Origin of the sequence: Arthrobacter sp. SRS-W-1-2016 (assembly GCF_002009585.1) — a bacterium.
In the GTDB taxonomy this organism is placed as follows: Bacteria; Actinomycetota; Actinomycetes; order Actinomycetales; family Micrococcaceae; genus Arthrobacter; species Arthrobacter bambusae_A.
This window is the reverse complement of record NZ_MTPV01000060.1, coordinates 12,641-28,954: the sequence shown is the minus strand read 5'-3', so window position 1 is coordinate 28,954 and position 16,314 is coordinate 12,641. Positions and strand designations below refer to the sequence as shown.

At 63.2% G+C, this 16,314-nt stretch carries 16 protein-coding genes; 1 reads left to right on the top strand and 15 read right to left on the bottom strand.

What is annotated here, in order from left to right:
- Window positions 1–2: 2 nt before the first annotated feature.
- The 14 genes from BMF89_RS14800 to BMF89_RS14735 form a co-directional block, all read right to left on the bottom strand.
- Entirely contained in the window at window positions 3–1,829 is a 1,827-nt protein-coding gene (locus tag BMF89_RS14800) for a type IV secretory system conjugative DNA transfer family protein (protein WP_078107872.1), read from the bottom strand.
- Complete coding sequence (locus tag BMF89_RS14795) at window positions 1,826–3,352, bottom strand: hypothetical protein (protein WP_078107871.1); 1,527 nt, start codon at window positions 3,350–3,352, stop codon at window positions 1,826–1,828. The genes BMF89_RS14800 and BMF89_RS14795 overlap by 4 nt, the downstream gene beginning before the upstream one ends.
- A complete protein-coding gene (locus BMF89_RS14790) occupies window positions 3,349–4,998 on the bottom strand; it encodes an SCO6880 family protein (protein WP_078107870.1) in 1,650 nt (549 codons plus the stop codon). The genes BMF89_RS14795 and BMF89_RS14790 overlap by 4 nt, the downstream gene beginning before the upstream one ends.
- 40 nt (window positions 4,999–5,038) lie before the next feature.
- Window positions 5,039–6,106: a hypothetical protein gene (locus BMF89_RS14785; RefSeq protein ID WP_139359689.1), complete on the bottom strand. Its 1,068-nt coding sequence runs from the start codon at window positions 6,104–6,106 to the stop codon at window positions 5,039–5,041.
- Between the two features lie 4 nt (window positions 6,107–6,110).
- Complete coding sequence (locus BMF89_RS14780; RefSeq protein WP_139359688.1) at window positions 6,111–6,467, bottom strand: hypothetical protein; 357 nt, start codon at window positions 6,465–6,467, stop codon at window positions 6,111–6,113.
- Window positions 6,468–6,485: 18 nt separating this feature from the next.
- Window positions 6,486–7,151 carry a hypothetical protein gene (locus tag BMF89_RS14775; RefSeq protein WP_078107867.1) on the bottom strand — a complete coding sequence of 222 codons (666 nt, stop codon included), beginning with the start codon at window positions 7,149–7,151 and terminating at the stop codon, window positions 6,486–6,488.
- Between the two features lie 169 nt (window positions 7,152–7,320).
- A complete protein-coding gene (locus tag BMF89_RS14770; protein WP_078107866.1) occupies window positions 7,321–7,986 on the bottom strand; it encodes a hypothetical protein in 666 nt (221 codons plus the stop codon).
- A gap of 12 nt (window positions 7,987–7,998) precedes the next feature.
- Entirely contained in the window at window positions 7,999–9,147 is a 1,149-nt protein-coding gene (locus tag BMF89_RS14765) for a CHAP domain-containing protein (protein ID WP_078107865.1), read from the bottom strand.
- Entirely contained in the window at window positions 9,144–9,515 is a 372-nt protein-coding gene (locus BMF89_RS14760; protein ID WP_078107864.1) for a hypothetical protein, read from the bottom strand. The genes BMF89_RS14765 and BMF89_RS14760 overlap by 4 nt, the downstream gene beginning before the upstream one ends.
- Window positions 9,516–9,571: 56 nt before the next feature.
- Window positions 9,572–10,369, bottom strand: coding sequence for a sigma-70 family RNA polymerase sigma factor (locus BMF89_RS14755; protein ID WP_171983506.1), 798 nt, complete (start codon window positions 10,367–10,369; stop codon window positions 9,572–9,574).
- A 32-nt stretch (window positions 10,370–10,401) separates the two neighbouring features.
- Window positions 10,402–11,616, bottom strand: a complete 1,215-nt coding sequence (locus BMF89_RS14750) for a helix-turn-helix domain-containing protein (RefSeq protein ID WP_078107862.1) — start codon at window positions 11,614–11,616, stop codon at window positions 10,402–10,404.
- Window positions 11,613–11,981 carry a hypothetical protein gene (locus BMF89_RS14745; protein WP_139359686.1) on the bottom strand — a complete coding sequence of 123 codons (369 nt, stop codon included), beginning with the start codon at window positions 11,979–11,981 and terminating at the stop codon, window positions 11,613–11,615. The genes BMF89_RS14750 and BMF89_RS14745 overlap by 4 nt, the downstream gene beginning before the upstream one ends.
- Window positions 11,978–12,949: a DUF2637 domain-containing protein gene (locus BMF89_RS14740; RefSeq protein WP_078107860.1), complete on the bottom strand. Its 972-nt coding sequence runs from the start codon at window positions 12,947–12,949 to the stop codon at window positions 11,978–11,980. Before BMF89_RS14740 ends, BMF89_RS14745 begins: the two co-directional genes overlap by 4 nt.
- 159 nt (window positions 12,950–13,108) lie before the next feature.
- Window positions 13,109–14,086 carry a hypothetical protein gene (locus tag BMF89_RS14735; protein ID WP_078107859.1) on the bottom strand — a complete coding sequence of 326 codons (978 nt, stop codon included), beginning with the start codon at window positions 14,084–14,086 and terminating at the stop codon, window positions 13,109–13,111.
- A gap of 177 nt (window positions 14,087–14,263) precedes the next feature.
- Here BMF89_RS14735 and BMF89_RS14730 point away from each other — a divergent pair, with 177 nt between their 5' ends.
- Complete coding sequence (locus BMF89_RS14730; RefSeq protein WP_078107858.1) at window positions 14,264–15,415, top strand: alpha/beta fold hydrolase; 1,152 nt, start codon at window positions 14,264–14,266, stop codon at window positions 15,413–15,415.
- On the opposite strand, the gene BMF89_RS14725 is transcribed toward BMF89_RS14730, so the two are convergent.
- Window positions 15,412–16,269: a hypothetical protein gene (locus BMF89_RS14725; protein WP_078107857.1), complete on the bottom strand. Its 858-nt coding sequence runs from the start codon at window positions 16,267–16,269 to the stop codon at window positions 15,412–15,414. The two genes, BMF89_RS14730 and BMF89_RS14725, sit on opposite strands and share 4 nt — an antisense overlap.
- Between the last annotated feature and the right edge of the window lie 45 nt (window positions 16,270–16,314).

The following is a 16,314-nucleotide window of genomic DNA, read 5'->3' as shown; positions in this document are numbered from 1 at the left end:
GCTTATCCAGGGACTTCTTCGCTGATGCGCTCTTGCGTTCCTGCGGCCGTGGAGTCGGTCAGTTCAACCAGCAGTGAGCTGCTGAACTTCCTGATGCCGGCCTTGATGTCCGGGGCGTCGGGCCGGTCGATCCAGCGCGTCATTTTCAGCAGGAAAGGCCTGCCGTTGCGCCCGACGAACAGGCCATAGCCGAACGGCAGCCGGCGCAGCTCCGAGACGGTCATGACGTCTTTCTCCCGCTTGGAGGTGCTGGAGGAATACCCGTCTGCGGTGTGCGTGACAGAGCCTTCCTCCACAGCCCTGGTGCCGAGGAGCTTGACGAACGATTCGAGGTCTTTTTCGTTGCCCGAGCCGCCGAGCTGTATTTTCACCGTCGCGGAGTCGAACACGGCCTGCGCTTCTTCCGCTCCCCAGCCGCCGCGGGCCTGGGCGAGGGACTGCAGGACCACCAGCGGGCTGATCCCCAAACCGCCGCCGTCCGACATCAGCGTCACGAGCCCTGGCCAGGAGCTGGACATGTTCGCGATCTCGTCCAGCACCAGCGACAGCGGCGGATCGAGCCGGTTTCCCGGCAGCCGGATGGCCATTTCACGGGCGGTTTCGGTGATTTCGTCCATCATCGCAATCAGGAACGGCGCCATGGCCCCGCCGCCGGACTTCGTCCCGATCAGGTACAGCGTCCCGCGGTCCCTGATGAACTTCGCCGGGACGAGTTCTTCGGCCGGGCCGGCCGGTTTCAGGGTTTCACGCACGAGCGGCACGGCAAGGCCGGCCAGTGCCCCTTCGACGCCGAACCAGCGGCTGCCGAGCATCTTCGGGTCCCCGTCAAGGATGGACTTCAGTGACTGGCCCCAGCCGAATGCGGCGTCCGGGTGTTCGAGCAGGATCTTCTGCGCGGTCCGCGCGGTCGTCGGAGCGGTCCCCCACAGGTAGAGCTCGTCAACGGTGTGTCCGCCGAGGGCTGCGGCGTGCAGGAGTGACTGGAGGATGGAGATCGCTGCGCCGGCCCATTCCTGGTTGGACCCGGACTTCCCCAGCCCGGAGGAGCCGATCAGTGAGGAGGCCCGGCGGGCTGCGACCTCGGGCCGCTCGCACCCGGTGATCGGTGACCACTTCAGCGAGGACTTCGCCCCGGTGAGTCCCTGCGGGTCAAACAACGTGCAGGGCCCGCCGTTTGAGCGCAGCTCGTGGGTGGCCGCGTAGTTATCCGCCCTGGTCGAGGTGGTGATGCAGGATCCCGGGGCGTCCAGGATTGCCGAGATCAGCAGGTGGAAGCCCTTACCGGAACGTGGGGGGCCGACCAGGACGATCGATTCCTCACAGGAGACCAGGACCGCCTGGGAGAGGACGTGCCCGATGCGGATGGATGCGTCCTCCACTGACGGCCTGGCCAGGGTGGGGCGGATGCTTTTGGCGCGTTCGAGGATTTTCTTCTCCCCGACCGTGTTCTTGATTTCCTTGATCCTGGCCAGCCCGTCCCGGCCCATGACGTCCTTGACGAAGTACTCGTCCGAGAGTTTCCAGTCGTGCACCAGCTTCCATACGGTCACGCCGGCGCCGACGGCCAGAACGACGAGCAGGACCATCCAGACGATGACTGCCCCGCTCTCCGGTCCGCAGCCGGCTGCCGTGACCCCGTAGATGGAAGCGTCGGCGGGGCTGGACGGGTTCAGGAATCCGAGCGGCTGGAGGATCGAGGGCAGGGTGGTGAAGGATCCGCAGCGGAAGGACGCGGCGATCTGCCCCGGCAGGTACAGCCCATAGAGCACCAGTGCGATCAGGCCAAGAGCAAGGACCGCCATCTGGGTCCCTTTATCCATCGCTTTCATGCTGCTGCCTCCCCGCCCCTGTTGGAGCGCATTTTGCCGTCGGTATCGAATACCGGCACTTCGGCGGTGGTGCGCTGGTTTTTCACGCTCACCGTCCGGTAGGGGCCGACCTTCCAGAGCCCGGTGCCCTGGGCGGAACGGTTTACGTCCTCCCGCTCGGCCCGGGTCAGGCCCAGCTCCCGCTCGGTCACGGCAAGGTTGGCTGTTTCCTGCCGGTAGATGACTTTCACCGTGGTATCGCCCAGCAGGGAGCGTGCCATCGCGGCCATTTTCGATCCGGCGTCCCCGGCAATGTCCAGGTCCCCGAGTTTGTGAATGATCAGGACATTGAAGATGTTGTAGTCACGGGCGAGTTTCCACGCCTCCATCATCCGTGTCAGGGATGCTTCGTCGCTGACTGAGTCCCAGCCCTCTTCGTAGACGCAGAGCCTTTGTCCGGAGTCGGAGTTGGTGACCATGGATTCAGCCCATGACCCGGTGCAGGCGTAGGCGATTTTCCGTGCCTCCTTCGATGCGCCGACCAGGGCCTTGGTGTTGACCGTGATGATCGGCAGGTCAGGGTCGAAGTTAGCTGTCGTTTCGCCGTCGAACATGCCCTTCAGGTCCCCCTGGGTGCAGCGGGAAAAAGCGTGCAGAAGCCGTTCGGCGGCTTCGGCAACGGAGCGTGAACCATCGGTGGAAACGCTCATCTGCCGCAGGTGCTCAATGAAGCCCGGCAACGTCGGCACACCCGGCGCAGCCGACTCCACCGTCAGATCCAGTGCCATCGACAGGGCTGTGTGTTCGGCGCCCTGCACGGCACGGTCCAGCAGGATTTCACCGATGGTCTGGAGCAGATTCAACCGCCTGGCGCGCACCATCGCCGCCCAGCGCAGATCCGTCATCGGTTCCCCGTCCGGCGTCACCGAGGGCCGGATGCCCTCATCCAGCGGGTTGACCCGGTCCGGCTGGCCCGGGCCGACCTTGATGGTGTGACCGCCCAGGAACTGCGCGACAACATCCCATTCGCCCTTACGGTCCGCGAGGATCAACGCCTTGCGTCCCAGCATCACCAGGCGGCAGACCACGGACTTCGCGCACGTGGACTTTCCGGAACCCACAGCGCCCATCAGGATCATCGACATGCCGGTGATGACTTTCGCCTCGTACAGCTCCCACGGGTCAAACACGAACGCCCCGCCGCCGTAAACGTCCTCGCCGATGTAGGCGCCCTTGTGCCCGAGGTTCGCGCCGGCCAGGAACGGGTACGCCGTCGCAAAGGAAAACGCCGTCTCGCTGAACGGGCGCTGGCGGAGCCGGAAACCGCCGCGAAGATTGTTGATGCGCTGCTTCCCGCCGGTAGGGAATGCCTGCTGCGGAAAGCCGTCATCACCGCTGACCGCGTCAACAGACGCAGCCGCGACGGCACGGGCCGTGGCCCGGCGTTGCTGCGCCCTTGCCTGACGGGAACCGTTGGAGATATCCAGCAGGACCGGGACCGGCCCGGACAACTGCTTCTTCTTTTTCCCTCCGATGTGCTTCACAGCAGTCCCCTGCCCAGCGGCATGGCCGAGGCGACGAAGCCTTCGGCCTGTTGCCCGTATAGGCACCGCAGTTCTACCTGTGCGGCCGCGGCCGCGTTGCGCAGTTTGGTGTTGTTCACTTCCAGTTCCGTCGCGTCCGATGCCGAGAGCGTGACGTAGCCGCCGATCTTCAAGGCCCCGAAGCCGTCGGTGAGCTGCATTTCCCGGAACTCAAGATCAGTTCCTTCCAGCCGTTGTGCCCGGGAAATCGGCCGTCCCAGCCGGTGCTGAATATCGAGCCCGGAATCGTGATCGGCGAGGGAGGTGGTGATGTCCTTCATGGCCTTAGCAACCGGGTAAGGCTGGGCGATGAGCGTCACGGAATGCCGGAAGTCACCGGCGAACACCAGTTTCGACATGAACCCGAGGCTGGCCTTCTTCCGTGGCCACTCCGACACCCACCAGGTGCGGTGAACGCCCGTGTCCGTCTGGAGCGTGGACCACTCCGGCAGCATGACCATCGGCCCGGCAGACGCCGGTGCGACACCGGCAAACGCTCCGGTCCGCTCCGAAATTTCCACCGCAGAGGCAGGGTCGGTTGCGCGCCGGATGCAGGCTGAGAGTTCCCGTGCATTCATCCAGAACCGCACCATCGTCCCGGTCGGCGTCAGTGATTCCGTTACCGAGGAAATCGTGCCCGCCGCAAGGCTCATGAATCCGGCGAGCCCGCCGCCGTGGGCCGTGATCGACTTCTCCAGCTTCTTCCGGCTCAACACGACCACAACCCAGCCTTCGTGGTGCATGATGCCGCGCCCGTTGGACACCAGATCCTCATAGGCGTGGGACGCGAACGAGTTGATGTTCGCGCCCGCCAGCGGCACCAGTTCCCCGTCCCGGACCACCCGGGGAGCCTGCGCACCCTTGGTTTTGTAGTAGTCCCGGATCTTCGCCCCGGACACCACCGACGTCTGATCGGTCAGCTGCAGGTACTCGACGCCTTCCTGGGTGGAGAGCGCGGTCAACACGGACGAGAAAGCCTCGGTACGGTTGATCTGCTCGTCTTCAGACTCGAGCGCGAAAGCGTTCATGGATTCGACCTGGGCGGCAATGATCCCGTACTTGTTCACCGGGTCATAGACGAACGCTTCCCCGCCGGGCAGCTCATAGCAGAGCAGCTCGTTCAGCTCCCCCGGCAACATGAACCGCTCCGGTGTTCCCGGCACGATCTGACCCTTCTTGCCGATCGTTGACCGGTAGGCCGGAGGCTCCCCATCCGGGTCCGGGGCTGCATGGAGTGCACCGTGGGTGTGTACCGGCGCGGGGGCAAGATCCAACGGTGTTTCGGTCCGGGTCGCCCGCAGGTACTTCCCCTGGCCCGTAGCCCTGCCCCACCGGCCGCCGATCCACCGGGCCCCCCAGCGCAGCGTTGAGGTCCCGTGGAACCTCGTGCAACACACCGGCCCGGTGATCAGCAGCAGTGAGCCACCGATCAGCCAGCCGAGCGGGAAGCCAAACACCAGGACCGTGACCACGATGGCCACCATCGCGATACCGAAGGTGATGAGCTGGTGCATTTCCAGCCCGAGCACGACTCCCCTCTTGGTTTCGCGCCCGAACCGCACATCGTGCCAGCCGAGCTCCTCTTCCATTACTACGCCTGCGCTCATCAGCGAAGCACCTCTCCCCGAAAATCGTTGGTTGTTTTCATTACCTGCCGCGCCCGATCCGGGCCGGCATCCGCGCGATCCTGGAACTCATTTGCCGTGTGCTGCGCAATGCACTGCCGCCGTGGCGTTCGAAGCGGCGCCCGGCGGCGGACCCGATCCCGGAGCCGCCGCCGATGATCCCGTCCCCTGCCCCGCCGGTCAGGAACGCCATGAACTTCATCGTCAGCACCGGCATGACAGCGGCCATGAGCAGGCACAGGATCCCGGCCAGAAACTGGAACGTCGTGTTCGACGTCGCCGAGATCACGAACCCCAGCTTCAGCACCAGTGCAGACAATGGTTTGGCTATCAGCAACGCCAGAGCCGTCGTGCCGAAGCCCTTGAAAATGCCCTTCGCTGCTTCCAGCGGCTGGCTCATCGCCGCAATCGGCAGCAACGAGGCCAGCACGATCAAACCCAGCATCCGGAACACCATGAACGCCGCCAGCAAAAGCGCAATGATCCAGATCACGAAGATCAGGATGACCGGGACGAGAATCGCTCCCGGGTTGTTCTGGTCTTTCGCCAGAGCCCACTGCTGGTAGTTCTCATCCAGCACCACGGACTTTGTCGCCGGATCCCAGGAGAGGCCGAACAACGCCAGCACCGTGGTGGTGACCGCGTCCTCGCCGTCGTTGTTCCCGGCAGCCAGGATATAGACGGAGATGTTGTCCATCACCTGGATCAGGGTGAACATGATCCCGGCCAGAATGTAGGTCGCCGGGATCGCGAACACCGCTGTGGCGCCGGCCCGGATCAGGCCGACAGTGGAAGAGCGGAAGAGACTGACAACAACCTGCGCGGCAACAAGAATGACCATCACCGGGGCCATGACCTGCACCAAAAGCGTCAACATGCCGGGATACACCACCGTGGTGACCTGCCCGCCGACATGGGTGTTGACCGTCCCGCCGATCACAGAGACCCACCAGTTCGAGTTCATGTCCGTCGAACTGAAAGCGCCCTTGATCACATCGAAAACGCTCGCCGCGAACCCCTGGATCCCGCCGTCGAAAAACTTCTGGATATCCTCTGCCGGCCCCATCGGTACCAGCGCCGCGAACCTCACCGGATCAGCCCAACCCCAGCAAAGCACCCATGGCCGCAGCGACCGGTTTCGGCGCCAGCGAATTCGTCGTCGCCCAGAACACCAGACCGCTGACGGAGCCGATCACCGCGGCGCCCAGCAAACCCCAGACCAGGATCATGAAGCCCGTGGACTGCGCACCGGACATCGAACCCAGCTTCCCTGCGACCAGCAGAACGACACCGATAATGAGCACGATCACCAGCAAAACGATGCACGTCACCATCACACCACCGGCAATGTCACGCAGCACCGGCAACCACGGAGCCGTGTTATTAGCAGTGACCTTCGGATCAATCCCCTCCGCCGCAACGGAAGTAAAAACACTCTTCAGAACACTCATCGGATACATACCCTTCAATCAGTTCGTGCACTCGGCGGTGGTGCGCGGTTTGTAGTCTTTTTCAACATCCCTGCTCCCCAGGACCTTGACGTCCTGGCAGGGGTCAGGGGTGAGATTGTTCGAGGTGCAGTCCGGTCCCGTGGGCGTCCACCGGAACCCTGTGACCCGTATTTGCCCCGCCCCGTTCTTGTCGGCGTTGATGATCGGTGTGGCGTCGGCTTCGGTCAGGAGCGCCGTCGCGTACCGCTTAATGTCCTCGTCGGAGAGATTATTGGGAAATATTGGGCCCAGCTTTTCGACGGTGTTCGTGCACGTGGATTTGGCGGGTTTTTTGGTGATCTCGACGGTTGGCTGTTGGGCCTGGGCCGGGAGGAGGTCAAACTTCCCCAGCCCGGAGCCCCAGAAGATCAGGCCGCCGACGGATCCGATGATCGCGGCACCGAGGAAGACCCTCCCGGACCACATCAGTGACTTGGACTGGGCGTTGGAAAACGCTGTCATCTTGCCGATCACGAACAAGGTCACGGACACAATCGCGGAAATGACGACGAGCACGATACAGCCGGTCAGGAACTGTCCCGCAAAATCCCGGAGCCCAGCCAGATAATCCGTCCCCTGGTCGGGGTTCACCGGTTCCGGTGCCAGCGGAAGCCGGCTGAAGCCGGTGGCGATGCCTTCAAACATTGGTTTCCCTTCCGCCGGCAAACTGTTGTGCTGCCGGCATGTCTATGGAGGGTTCATTGCCCTGTCCCGCAGCCGTGTGTCAGAGCACAAGAGAAGACGGCCCCTGCACCGGCGGCTAAATGCGCCAGGTGCAGAGACCGTCCGTGGAGGATGGGGCGTGAAGCGGGTCTCAGCGTTTGAGCTGCAGCGGCCTGATCATGTCTCCCAGCCACGGTGCGCCCGGTTCGAGGCGGTTCAGGTGTACCCGGTAGTCGCCGTCGTTTGTCGGGACGCTCGCCCATACGAAGTACGGGTTGGACCGGTCCTCATCCAGCCGCGGCTGGCCGGTAACCGAGGTGGCCGTGAAGTACTTCAGATCAGCGCGGGACCATGCCTGCTGTGCCCGGGGGGTCAGCAACGGTTTGATCCGTGCCTGCCACTGGGATGAGGTCAGGGTGGTGGCGGTGAACGCACGCATCACATCATCGGCCGCGACCAGCGCGGCACGTTCGGCATCAGCGTTCCATGCCGGCTGGGCCGTCTCGACACCCTGCCCCTGCATCGGCGGGGCCGGATTGCCGGTAAACGGCGGCGATACAGACGCAGACGCCGACCCGTTGCCCGGCGCCGGTTCCCCGGTGGTCCCCGTTACCGTTCCGGTGGGCTGCGCGGCAGTTTCCGGAGGTGAGGTGACGTCCACGACCGGCCCGCCCCCGCAGCCGGTCAGGAACACCAGCGCCAGGGCTGCGCCGAGCACGGCAGCTGGCATTGCCCAACGGTCGGGCTTCCGGGCGGCTGTGGTTTCGTTCGTCATCATGGTCATGTCCGTTCCGTGTTCATCCGGCTTGGGGTTCATCAGGCTTGGGGTTCAGCCGGCTTTGGGCAGGTGCAGGAAATTATCCGGTGCACTGTTGGCCCGTTTGATCGTGTAGTACTTGTGATCCTCCGGCGGGAACCCGAAGTTATAGCCTTCCTCGATGAAGGACCCGTCCTTGAGGACTTCCTTCACAATGGCAACGTGCCCGTAGCCTGCCGAGGAGGCATTCGCGTTCGCGGGCCCGTACCAGACCACGGCCCCGACAGTGGGTGTCTTGTCCACCGGCCAGCCCTTGTTCTCCCACGCTGCCCTGTAGTCACGCGCATCACCCAGGACGCCGCCGTCCGGACGGAAGTTGCCGTTCATGATCTTCCACGGCGCTTTCGTCACACCGAACTGCTGGTTCAGCCGCCACATCACAAAGTCCACACACTCACCGTGGAAGGCGTTGAACTCGGACTGGGACCCCGCCGGGCAGCCCGCGTAGCCGCCATTGGCGTTCAGCATGCAGTGCGGCAGGTCCTTGAACGGGTAGTCATCATTCCCGCTGGACGTGCCGGTCGCAAGATCGCACTCCCCGGAGCCCTTCACGCTGGCGGTGACTGCGTCCGTGCCGTCCTTGGCCGCGAACTCGTTCGCGAACTGCCTGATCCGTGTCACATACTGGGCGGTTTCACCGTTGTCCGGGATCCCGCCGACAGCGGTCACCCCGCCCCAGCCCGCGTTGTAGCCGGCCAGGGCAAGATCCACCGGATCCCCGGCGAACCCCGAGGCCTTCGCCTGCTTCAGCAGCCCCCCCATGAACTTCCCCTGGGCGCTGATACCGGCCTGCGGGTCGGACGGGTCTTTTCCCTGCCCGTAGCTCGCCCATGTGCCCGGCATGAACTGGGCGATGCCGCGGGCCCCGGCATGGGAGACGGCCTTGGGGTTGAAGTTGCTTTCCTGCCGCAGCTGCCCGGCAAGGATCGGCGCCGGGATACCCGAGGCCTTCGCGGCTTCCCTGATCGCCTCGACGTACTCCGCAGGGACCTTACCGGCGGCCAGGCCGGCCCCGGGCAGAGGTGCCACGCACGAGGACGGGTCCGTCGAGGCGCCAGCCCTCCCGCCGGATACCGCGCCGAGGACGACAGCGACCAGCAGTGACGCCGCGAACAGGATCGTGATGAACAACGCGCCCCCGGCCCGGCTAAGCATCTTCATCGGTTGCCGCCCAACACCACAACGCACCACGTCAAAATGACGGCGATCACGGCGATACCCAGCGCTGCCCGTGTCAGGGCACTGCGTGAAAACCACTCCGCCGCCCTGCCCCTGACCGTTGTCCGGTCAAAGCCCGTGGCACCATCCTGCGGCGCCGCGGCGTCCACCGTGTCCTGCATGGCCCCGAGGATCCTCTGACGCGCCGCACGACGGGCCAGACGCTTCTGTTCACGCTTGCCCGGCTGCTGGGCGGACATCATCTCCTCCAACTGCGCACGCTGGGCGGACATCATCTCCTGAAGCTGCGCACGCTGCCCGGGACTGAATCCGTCCTGCTGCCGTCCGGTGCCGTCCATGTTGAAAGTCATGCTCTCCCCGTTGCCTGTTGCCGGTGTTGTCAATGGTGGTTCGCTTCCGGACCCGCTCAAGCTGTCTCAACACCTTCCAGGACGGTCCGGGCGACCTGCAGGAGCCAGTGCGCCTCGACGACGTACTGCCGGCAGGTGTTCAGCGAGTACCCGGTCACCTCTGCCATCGATGCGGCATTGACCTTCCCGAACCCGCCGGCACGGACCACCGCGACGGACAACGCACGCGCCCACGAACCGTCCTCGTTGCCTTCCACCGGCAGACACCCCAGCAGCGTCCCGACGGTCACGGGGTCCCCGGCGGACCGGGCTGCCACGGCCTTGCGGACGACGTGGGCGCACCGGACGACTTCCCGGCGGGAATCCCGGAGCGCCTCCTGCGAGATGCCCAGCGCCGCAGAAGCTTTCGGCACGCTGCCCTGGTAGACCATCCACAACGCCGCGACCCGGCGGAACGAATCCGGATTAGCCACCAGCTTCTCCGTCAAAGCCAGGATCTGCCGGGACTCCGCACTGGCCGCCAACCGCTCGACAACCTCTTGGGCGAAGTCATCCTCCACGAGATTCAACGCCGGGTCAGGCCCGTCGGATTCACCCTCCAGCCGGCCCTGCAGCCGGCCTTTCGCCCCGGCCCGTTTCGCGTGGTCATAGGCCCGGCGCTTGGCGATCGTCAGCACCCAGCCCTGCACATGCCCCAGCTCCGGATCAAATGAATCAGAGGCCTTCAACGCCGACTCCGCCGTGTCCGCCACGACGTCGTCCACATCCTGCCCCAGCCCGAAACCGGCCAGAATGTTCCACACAGCGCCCCGCGTCTTCGGATGCATGACAGCCTCCGCGATTCGCGTCTCCATGCCAGTGATCCCCCTGCCCTGACCTGCCGACATCAGACCTGAACACCGCCGGAGACCGTGCGTGGACGCTCAAGAACCCGCGGCCCGCTGCGCTTCGCGGCCCTCTCGGCCCGCCACGCCGCCAGCTCGTCCCCGCTCATCGGTGCCGGCTCCAAAGCCGTTTCGGCGACAAGGTTTTCCGTCCGGCACGCCGGGCAGTGATCCGCCGCGTACTGGCCATGATCCGGTTTCGTACACGGGGTATCTCCCGGTCCCAGCAAGGCCCTGGACCGCGTCACCACGGCGAACCCGGCAGCAGCCGTTGCGCCGCCGGCGCCTGGCGCTGCGAGCCCGGACCCGGCCGGCGGTGGTGCGAACCGGGCCGGGTCGTTGAGCACGCACTTGACGATGAACGCCGTCGGATTTGAAACTTTCGCCGTCGCCCTGGACAGCGCCTCATCGATGACCCAGACCAGCTTCTCGGACCGGCACGGGCCAAGGACCGGCTCCAGCCGGTGCTTGAGCCCGGCCAGGTCCACTCCCCGATGCTTCGCTGGCTCATCATCAATCACCGTCACCGGAAGGACCTCAGCGGCAGGTGCCGTTTCGCGCCCGGACTGATGATGATGACTTAAGTCATCATGAGGTTCCTTAAAGGAGGCGTTTACATAATTTGCACTTAGGTCCGACGTATTTTGCACTTTGGTGGAGCCTAAGTGCAGATTCTGCACTACTGGTTTTCCGGGGTTTTTGCCCTGCCCCGTGGGCCTAAGTGCAGATTCTGCACTACTTGTTTCTTGCGGAACTTGCCCACTGGTTTCCTCCAAGGCAGGCTCACCGGCAGGCCCCTCATCGGGCCTAAGTGCAGATTCTGCACTACTGGTTTCTTGCGGAACTTGCTCGGTCAGGTTCGCTAACGCTTCCTTGCGGAATCGCTCGGCTTGAGCCTTGCGTTCCTTTGTGGACACCGCACCCCGCCACACCGGCGACGCATGCTTCCTGTTCTCCAGAAGCAGGAAGAACAGGTTCGCCGCCCGCGAGCCGTCCTGGTGGTGGTTCCGCTCGCACACCACCAACCCCAGCTCGACCAGTTCCTTGATAGCGGCCACCAGGGAGCGTTGAGACAAGCACGTCTTGTGGGCCAGATACTCGTACGAGGGGAAGAGATAGCCGTCGTCGTCGGCCGCATCAGCCATGGTCACCAACACGAACTTGGCTCCCTGTCGAAGCTCCTTACTGAATGCCCATGTCAGGGCTTTCGAACTCACAGGATGCCTTCGATCTCTGCTCGTCTGCGGGCACGGTCTGCATTGATCTCATCAAGAAATTCTTGGGGCACCGCCCTTTCGTGGGCGGTGTTCCCCAGCTGCAGGCACAATGCCCGGTCGTGTCCGGCCTCCGCCACGGCGGCGCTGTCCGGCAAGGACGTGCTTTTCACGAGGCCCTTCACCATCAGCTCGGCCAGAGCGGCCTGGACCCTCCCCTGCGGCTCACCAGTCAAATGTGAGAGATACCCGTGGCTGAAGACGACAAGGCCGGCATCGTCTGCGTCATGTGCAAGCCTCAGAAGAACATTCCACGTCTCCGCGGATACCTCCTTCTCAAACGCCCATGCCATAGCTTTTGTGCTCACGCGTTGGTACCTTCCTTCAACACTGCACCGGCAAACAGGGCAGGCTGGGTGGCTTTTAAATCGTTCAGGCGGGTCCGCCCGGTCCGTTCAGAGACGTTCAGGAATTTCGCGGCGGCCTTGCCCGTCGGCTGGGTGCCGGCGCTCAGCTGGGCGCCCACCCATTGCTCCAGATCCATAGCCTTCGGCTTCCGCCCGACAACACTCAGAGAAGGCCGGGGTGAAACATTAAGGGCAGGAACAGGGGCAACATGGGACGTCAGCCCATCGCTGGAGGTTTCAGCCGGTACTGCGGGAACTGATTCCGTGGACGGCGCAGTGGCGGCACCAACAGGAACAGGCACGGCAGGCTCATCCTGTGTGACGGGCAGGGACGCCCGTACGGCCTCACCAGCTGTGCTTTCGGCGGCAAGCCATGTAGCCGGCACATGGGCGAGCTCAGCCTCGGGCAGAGGCTCACCACCGCTACCAGGGCCATCCGGTGCAGTGCCGACAGACCCTACGGTCAGTTTGGCGGCAGGCTCCCCTGCGTCCGGCCTGCCGATCACCAAACGGCCCAGCTGCTCTGTAGCTGCAAACACGGCCAGCGGAGCCAGTGAAGCAATCGCCGCACCAATGATCTGCTGACCGAAGTCCGGGTGCGGGATCGACAACGCGTGGGCCGCATTGGCCACCATGGAAAACACCGTGAACCCGCCCAAGGAAATCCAGGACGCCCACGTCCGCTCCCCGCGGTGCCGGTGGATCAACACCGCCAGCGTGTAGGCAAGGATTGCGACGTCGATGAACACCGGGACAGCCCAACGCAGCCAGACCGGCAATCCGGCCCACGCCGCGACCTCATGCAGGCCAGTAAAGGAGACCATGAACGAGGCCACAGCCAGGAACCCGACGAGGCAAACGGTCAGCCACAGAGTGGCCATGGAATCCGGATTGATCCGGTCAGTCTTACGATCTATCCCGGGCGTCATGACGCAATCCCCTTAGCCAAATATTCCGTCTCAAGGAGCGGGAACTTACTTGTCAGCTCAACCACTGCCTGTACACTGAATCCGTTGATGAAAATCTTCTGTTTCGCAGATGTTTGTTTGGAAACAGCCCCTGGGAGTCCAATCCGGGGCTGTTTCCGTTTAAGGCCTGCGCTTCCGGGAATGCAGTGCATCCAGGAACCTCCCCAGCTCATCCACCGCATCCGTGACAACGGCAGTCAACGCCACCGCATCATCGACATCGCCGGAGAGCACCTTGACGTCAATGGCCGTCAGCACGTGGGACAACGCCAGGACTCCGCGGGAAGCGTCCGCAGCCAGCTCCGTCAACGTCTCCGCGTCCGAATCCTCATCAACCGTCAGCGTCGTGGGATCCAGCGTGATCTGCCCCGCCAGCTTGATCACCAGCGGCAACGGCAAATCCATCGACCCCGTCAAACGCCGCGCAGCATCCTTACGCTCCCGCGCCGGCCGCGACGTAAACGACGACGGCGACAACGCCGCGATCCCCATCTCCGACGGCGACATATTCAACAACTCATCACTCAACGGAACATCCTCAAACGTGCCGCGCTCCGGCTTCCTGGGCCGGGCATCGGCTGCCGGGTAGGACTTGCCATCAAGGCCCACGACGTTTGCCTCTGCAGGTGGCACATATGTGCCACCTGCAGAATTGTCCGCGACTTCGATGGCTCGCCTGCTGCTGGCAATATCGCGCTCAATGGTCGTATGGCTAGCCTGAAGGGCGGAACCGATCGCCCGCGTACTCATGCCCGCCTCACGCATCGACATAACCACTGCCTGCCGCTCCTCACGAGGCGGCTGCAACGCCAAAGACCCAAACTCACCCTTGCAATACGCATCCCACGAGCTGTACCCCATAGCAGCCCACGCTCTCCCTTGATACGCCGTAATGATCAGCGTGTAGGAATGCTCCAAAGCGACTCTGATTTGTCTTGTGAGTTCACGCGCCCTCGGGGCGTCCAGAGATGGGTTATCCGGATCAATCTCGTCGATGATTTCAACATCGTCCGCATCCAGGGCCGCCCCATCCATCCCAGCCCGCTGCTCCTCGGTCAACGAGTCTGAAAACGACGTCTGCCGTTCACTCCTGGTCATATGAATCCCCTTCAATGCTCAGGCGTCGGATGGTCCAGTCAGAACGTTACACGCCTGTAGTGAACATGTGCAACGCTTGTAGTGAGCATGGCTTATTCATTTAGCAAGTGCTGAAGGGACGTTACGATGAATTGGCTCCGTTGCTCTACCTGGATCGGCGCTGGAGGGTGAGACGTAATGCTGACAACACGGCATGGCCTGGTCTGCCTGGCGTTCCTTGTACCGACTGCCGCGCTATCTGCGTTCGCGGTTGTCATGGCCCACAAGATCGTTAAGCAGGGCCCAAAGGACTACCGCCGAGCCGAATTGACAGATGACGGACGAGGAATCCGCATCGATCTGGACGACTACACCAAAGCCCCGGGTGACTTTGGGGTGTTCGACCCTGTGGCCGCGAGCTACACGAGGGTCAGCGAAGTCATGTTGATCGATGAGGATCAAAAGTTTGTAGAGCGGCGGATCGATCCGCCTGGCTCCGGACCGGAACGGCTGGGGCCACTGGTCGACTGGACCCCCGATGTTTTCTTCGAACCGTCTGCGGTCGGCGGACGATACGAAGAGGTGGACATCCCCACCTCCTACGGTGCGGCGCCGGCCTGGCTATTCGAAGGTGAGAACACGGACGTATGGGTGATCCATATCCATGGCAGCTGGACCAGCCGCGCGATCATGTTCCGAGATGTCCAGGCTTTCAGTCCCTTGGGGTTTACCTCCCTGGTGCCCTCATTTCGCAGCGACCCGGAGGTCAGCCCGCCACAGGCCGAGTCGAGCCACCTGGGGCAAACCGAATGGCATGACGTGGAAAGCGCGGTGGCCTACGCCGTAGCTCATGGGGCCCGACGAATCATCCTCTCCGGCTGGTCAATGGGCGGGACCATTGCCCTGCTTACAGCGGAGCGCAGCGCATACCGGGAGCAGATCGCAGGGATCATTCTGGTGGGGCCCGTCACGAGCTGGCGTAAAACCATCACAGCAGGTGCGGCGCGAGCCGGCGTACCGGCGATCGGGGCCGGCCTCGTCATGCGTCTCATGCAGGTTCCCCTCTTCGCGAAGTTAATCGGTCTGGAGGAAGCAATCAATTTCGATGCGCTTGAATGGGTCGATGTACCTGACCGGGTGGCCGTCCCGACGCTGGTCTTGCACTCCAAAGCTGACCAAGAAGTTCCTTGGGAGATCTCGGCCGCGTTCCAACGGGCGAATCCTGGCACCGTCACCCTGATTCCGTTACCCGGAGCGCATCATACTCAGGAGTGGAACGCCTCGCCTCACACTTTTACCAGCCAACTGACCGGGTGGGTCAACAGGACGATCGCGACTGGCCAAAGCTAGACACGCGCGTCCAGCTTGGCTTCAACTCGAGCGATCCTGTCTTGCATCGGTTCCGGGAACGTAATCAAGTTGCCGCGCTCGTAGTTGTGCAGAACAATAAGGCTTTTGTAAATGCCGTTTTCGAGCGTCTCATTTAAAAGATCCCACGCGGGGCTGAGGCGTGACCGGTCAGCATTAACTCGGATCCTTAACGCAGTGAGCCAGAAAGCATCAGCAGTCCAGAGACGCACCCTAGCGAGCTGCTTTGAGAGGAAGAGAATGAGCCAACCAGCAGCCGTTACAGAGAGGCCGCTATAGAACAGTCGATCCCACCAGGACCCGATATCTAGGGCTAGGGCGTGCCAGGGCGTGAAGTGGAAGAGGGCCACATAGGCGATATGGCAAGAGCATGCCGCCGCAACGACGAGCAGCCCTATCGTGAATGCGGCGTACAGGCCCTTAGCCTTGTGACGCAGCATGTAGACCGTCCTAAGCACGGTAAACAACAGGGCGATCATGTACATACCGCTATAGACAACTGTTGGGAGCTGGTCCAGCCGACTAACGATGAAGCTCGCTGCCGTTGGAGCTTTATCCTCAATGAGCGCGAAGCTGAAAGCCATGACGGGAAGGATAAGCAGCGGCGCGTAGTAGGTCCATCTGACTTCGTCCACGTTCGCCAAGCGGCGCACGCTGTCGTTAAAGAAGAAGATTGCCAGCAGCGCAAAGCTGCTTTGGAGCAGATTTGTGACGTTGATTCCGCCGAGGGCACTGTCAAGGTCCTCTAGTGGCGTGACGGTTCCCAGCACATAGAGCGCAGCGAGGCCGAACACTGACGCCAGCCACGAAGCGCGGGCCTCCTTCATCTTCACCATGGCAGGGATCCGTAGGAGGCATAGGGCGCTCAGCAGCGCAAAAAG

Coding starts and splice junctions, on each gene's coding strand:
- BMF89_RS14765 (WP_078107865.1), bottom strand. CDS start 9,147: ATGAAGATGCTTAGCCGGGCCGGGGGCGCGTTGTTCATCACGATCCTG.
- BMF89_RS14800 (WP_078107872.1), bottom strand. CDS start 1,829: ATGAAAGCGATGGATAAAGGGACCCAGATGGCGGTCCTTGCTCTTGGC.
- BMF89_RS14775 (WP_078107867.1), bottom strand. CDS start 7,151: ATGTTTGAAGGCATCGCCACCGGCTTCAGCCGGCTTCCGCTGGCACCG.
- BMF89_RS14730 (WP_078107858.1), top strand. CDS start 14,264: ATGCTGACAACACGGCATGGCCTGGTCTGCCTGGCGTTCCTTGTACCG.
- BMF89_RS14725 (WP_078107857.1), bottom strand. CDS start 16,269: ATGGTGAAGATGAAGGAGGCCCGCGCTTCGTGGCTGGCGTCAGTGTTC.
- BMF89_RS14760 (WP_078107864.1), bottom strand. CDS start 9,515: ATGACTTTCAACATGGACGGCACCGGACGGCAGCAGGACGGATTCAGT.
- BMF89_RS14790 (WP_078107870.1), bottom strand. CDS start 4,998: ATGAGCGCAGGCGTAGTAATGGAAGAGGAGCTCGGCTGGCACGATGTG.
- BMF89_RS14735 (WP_078107859.1), bottom strand. CDS start 14,086: ATGACCAGGAGTGAACGGCAGACGTCGTTTTCAGACTCGTTGACCGAG.
- BMF89_RS14740 (WP_078107860.1), bottom strand. CDS start 12,949: ATGACGCCCGGGATAGATCGTAAGACTGACCGGATCAATCCGGATTCC.
- BMF89_RS14780 (WP_139359688.1), bottom strand. CDS start 6,467: ATGAGTGTTCTGAAGAGTGTTTTTACTTCCGTTGCGGCGGAGGGGATT.
- BMF89_RS14770 (WP_078107866.1), bottom strand. CDS start 7,986: ATGAACCCCAAGCCGGATGAACACGGAACGGACATGACCATGATGACG.
- BMF89_RS14755 (WP_171983506.1), bottom strand. CDS start 10,369: ATGGAGACGCGAATCGCGGAGGCTGTCATGCATCCGAAGACGCGGGGC.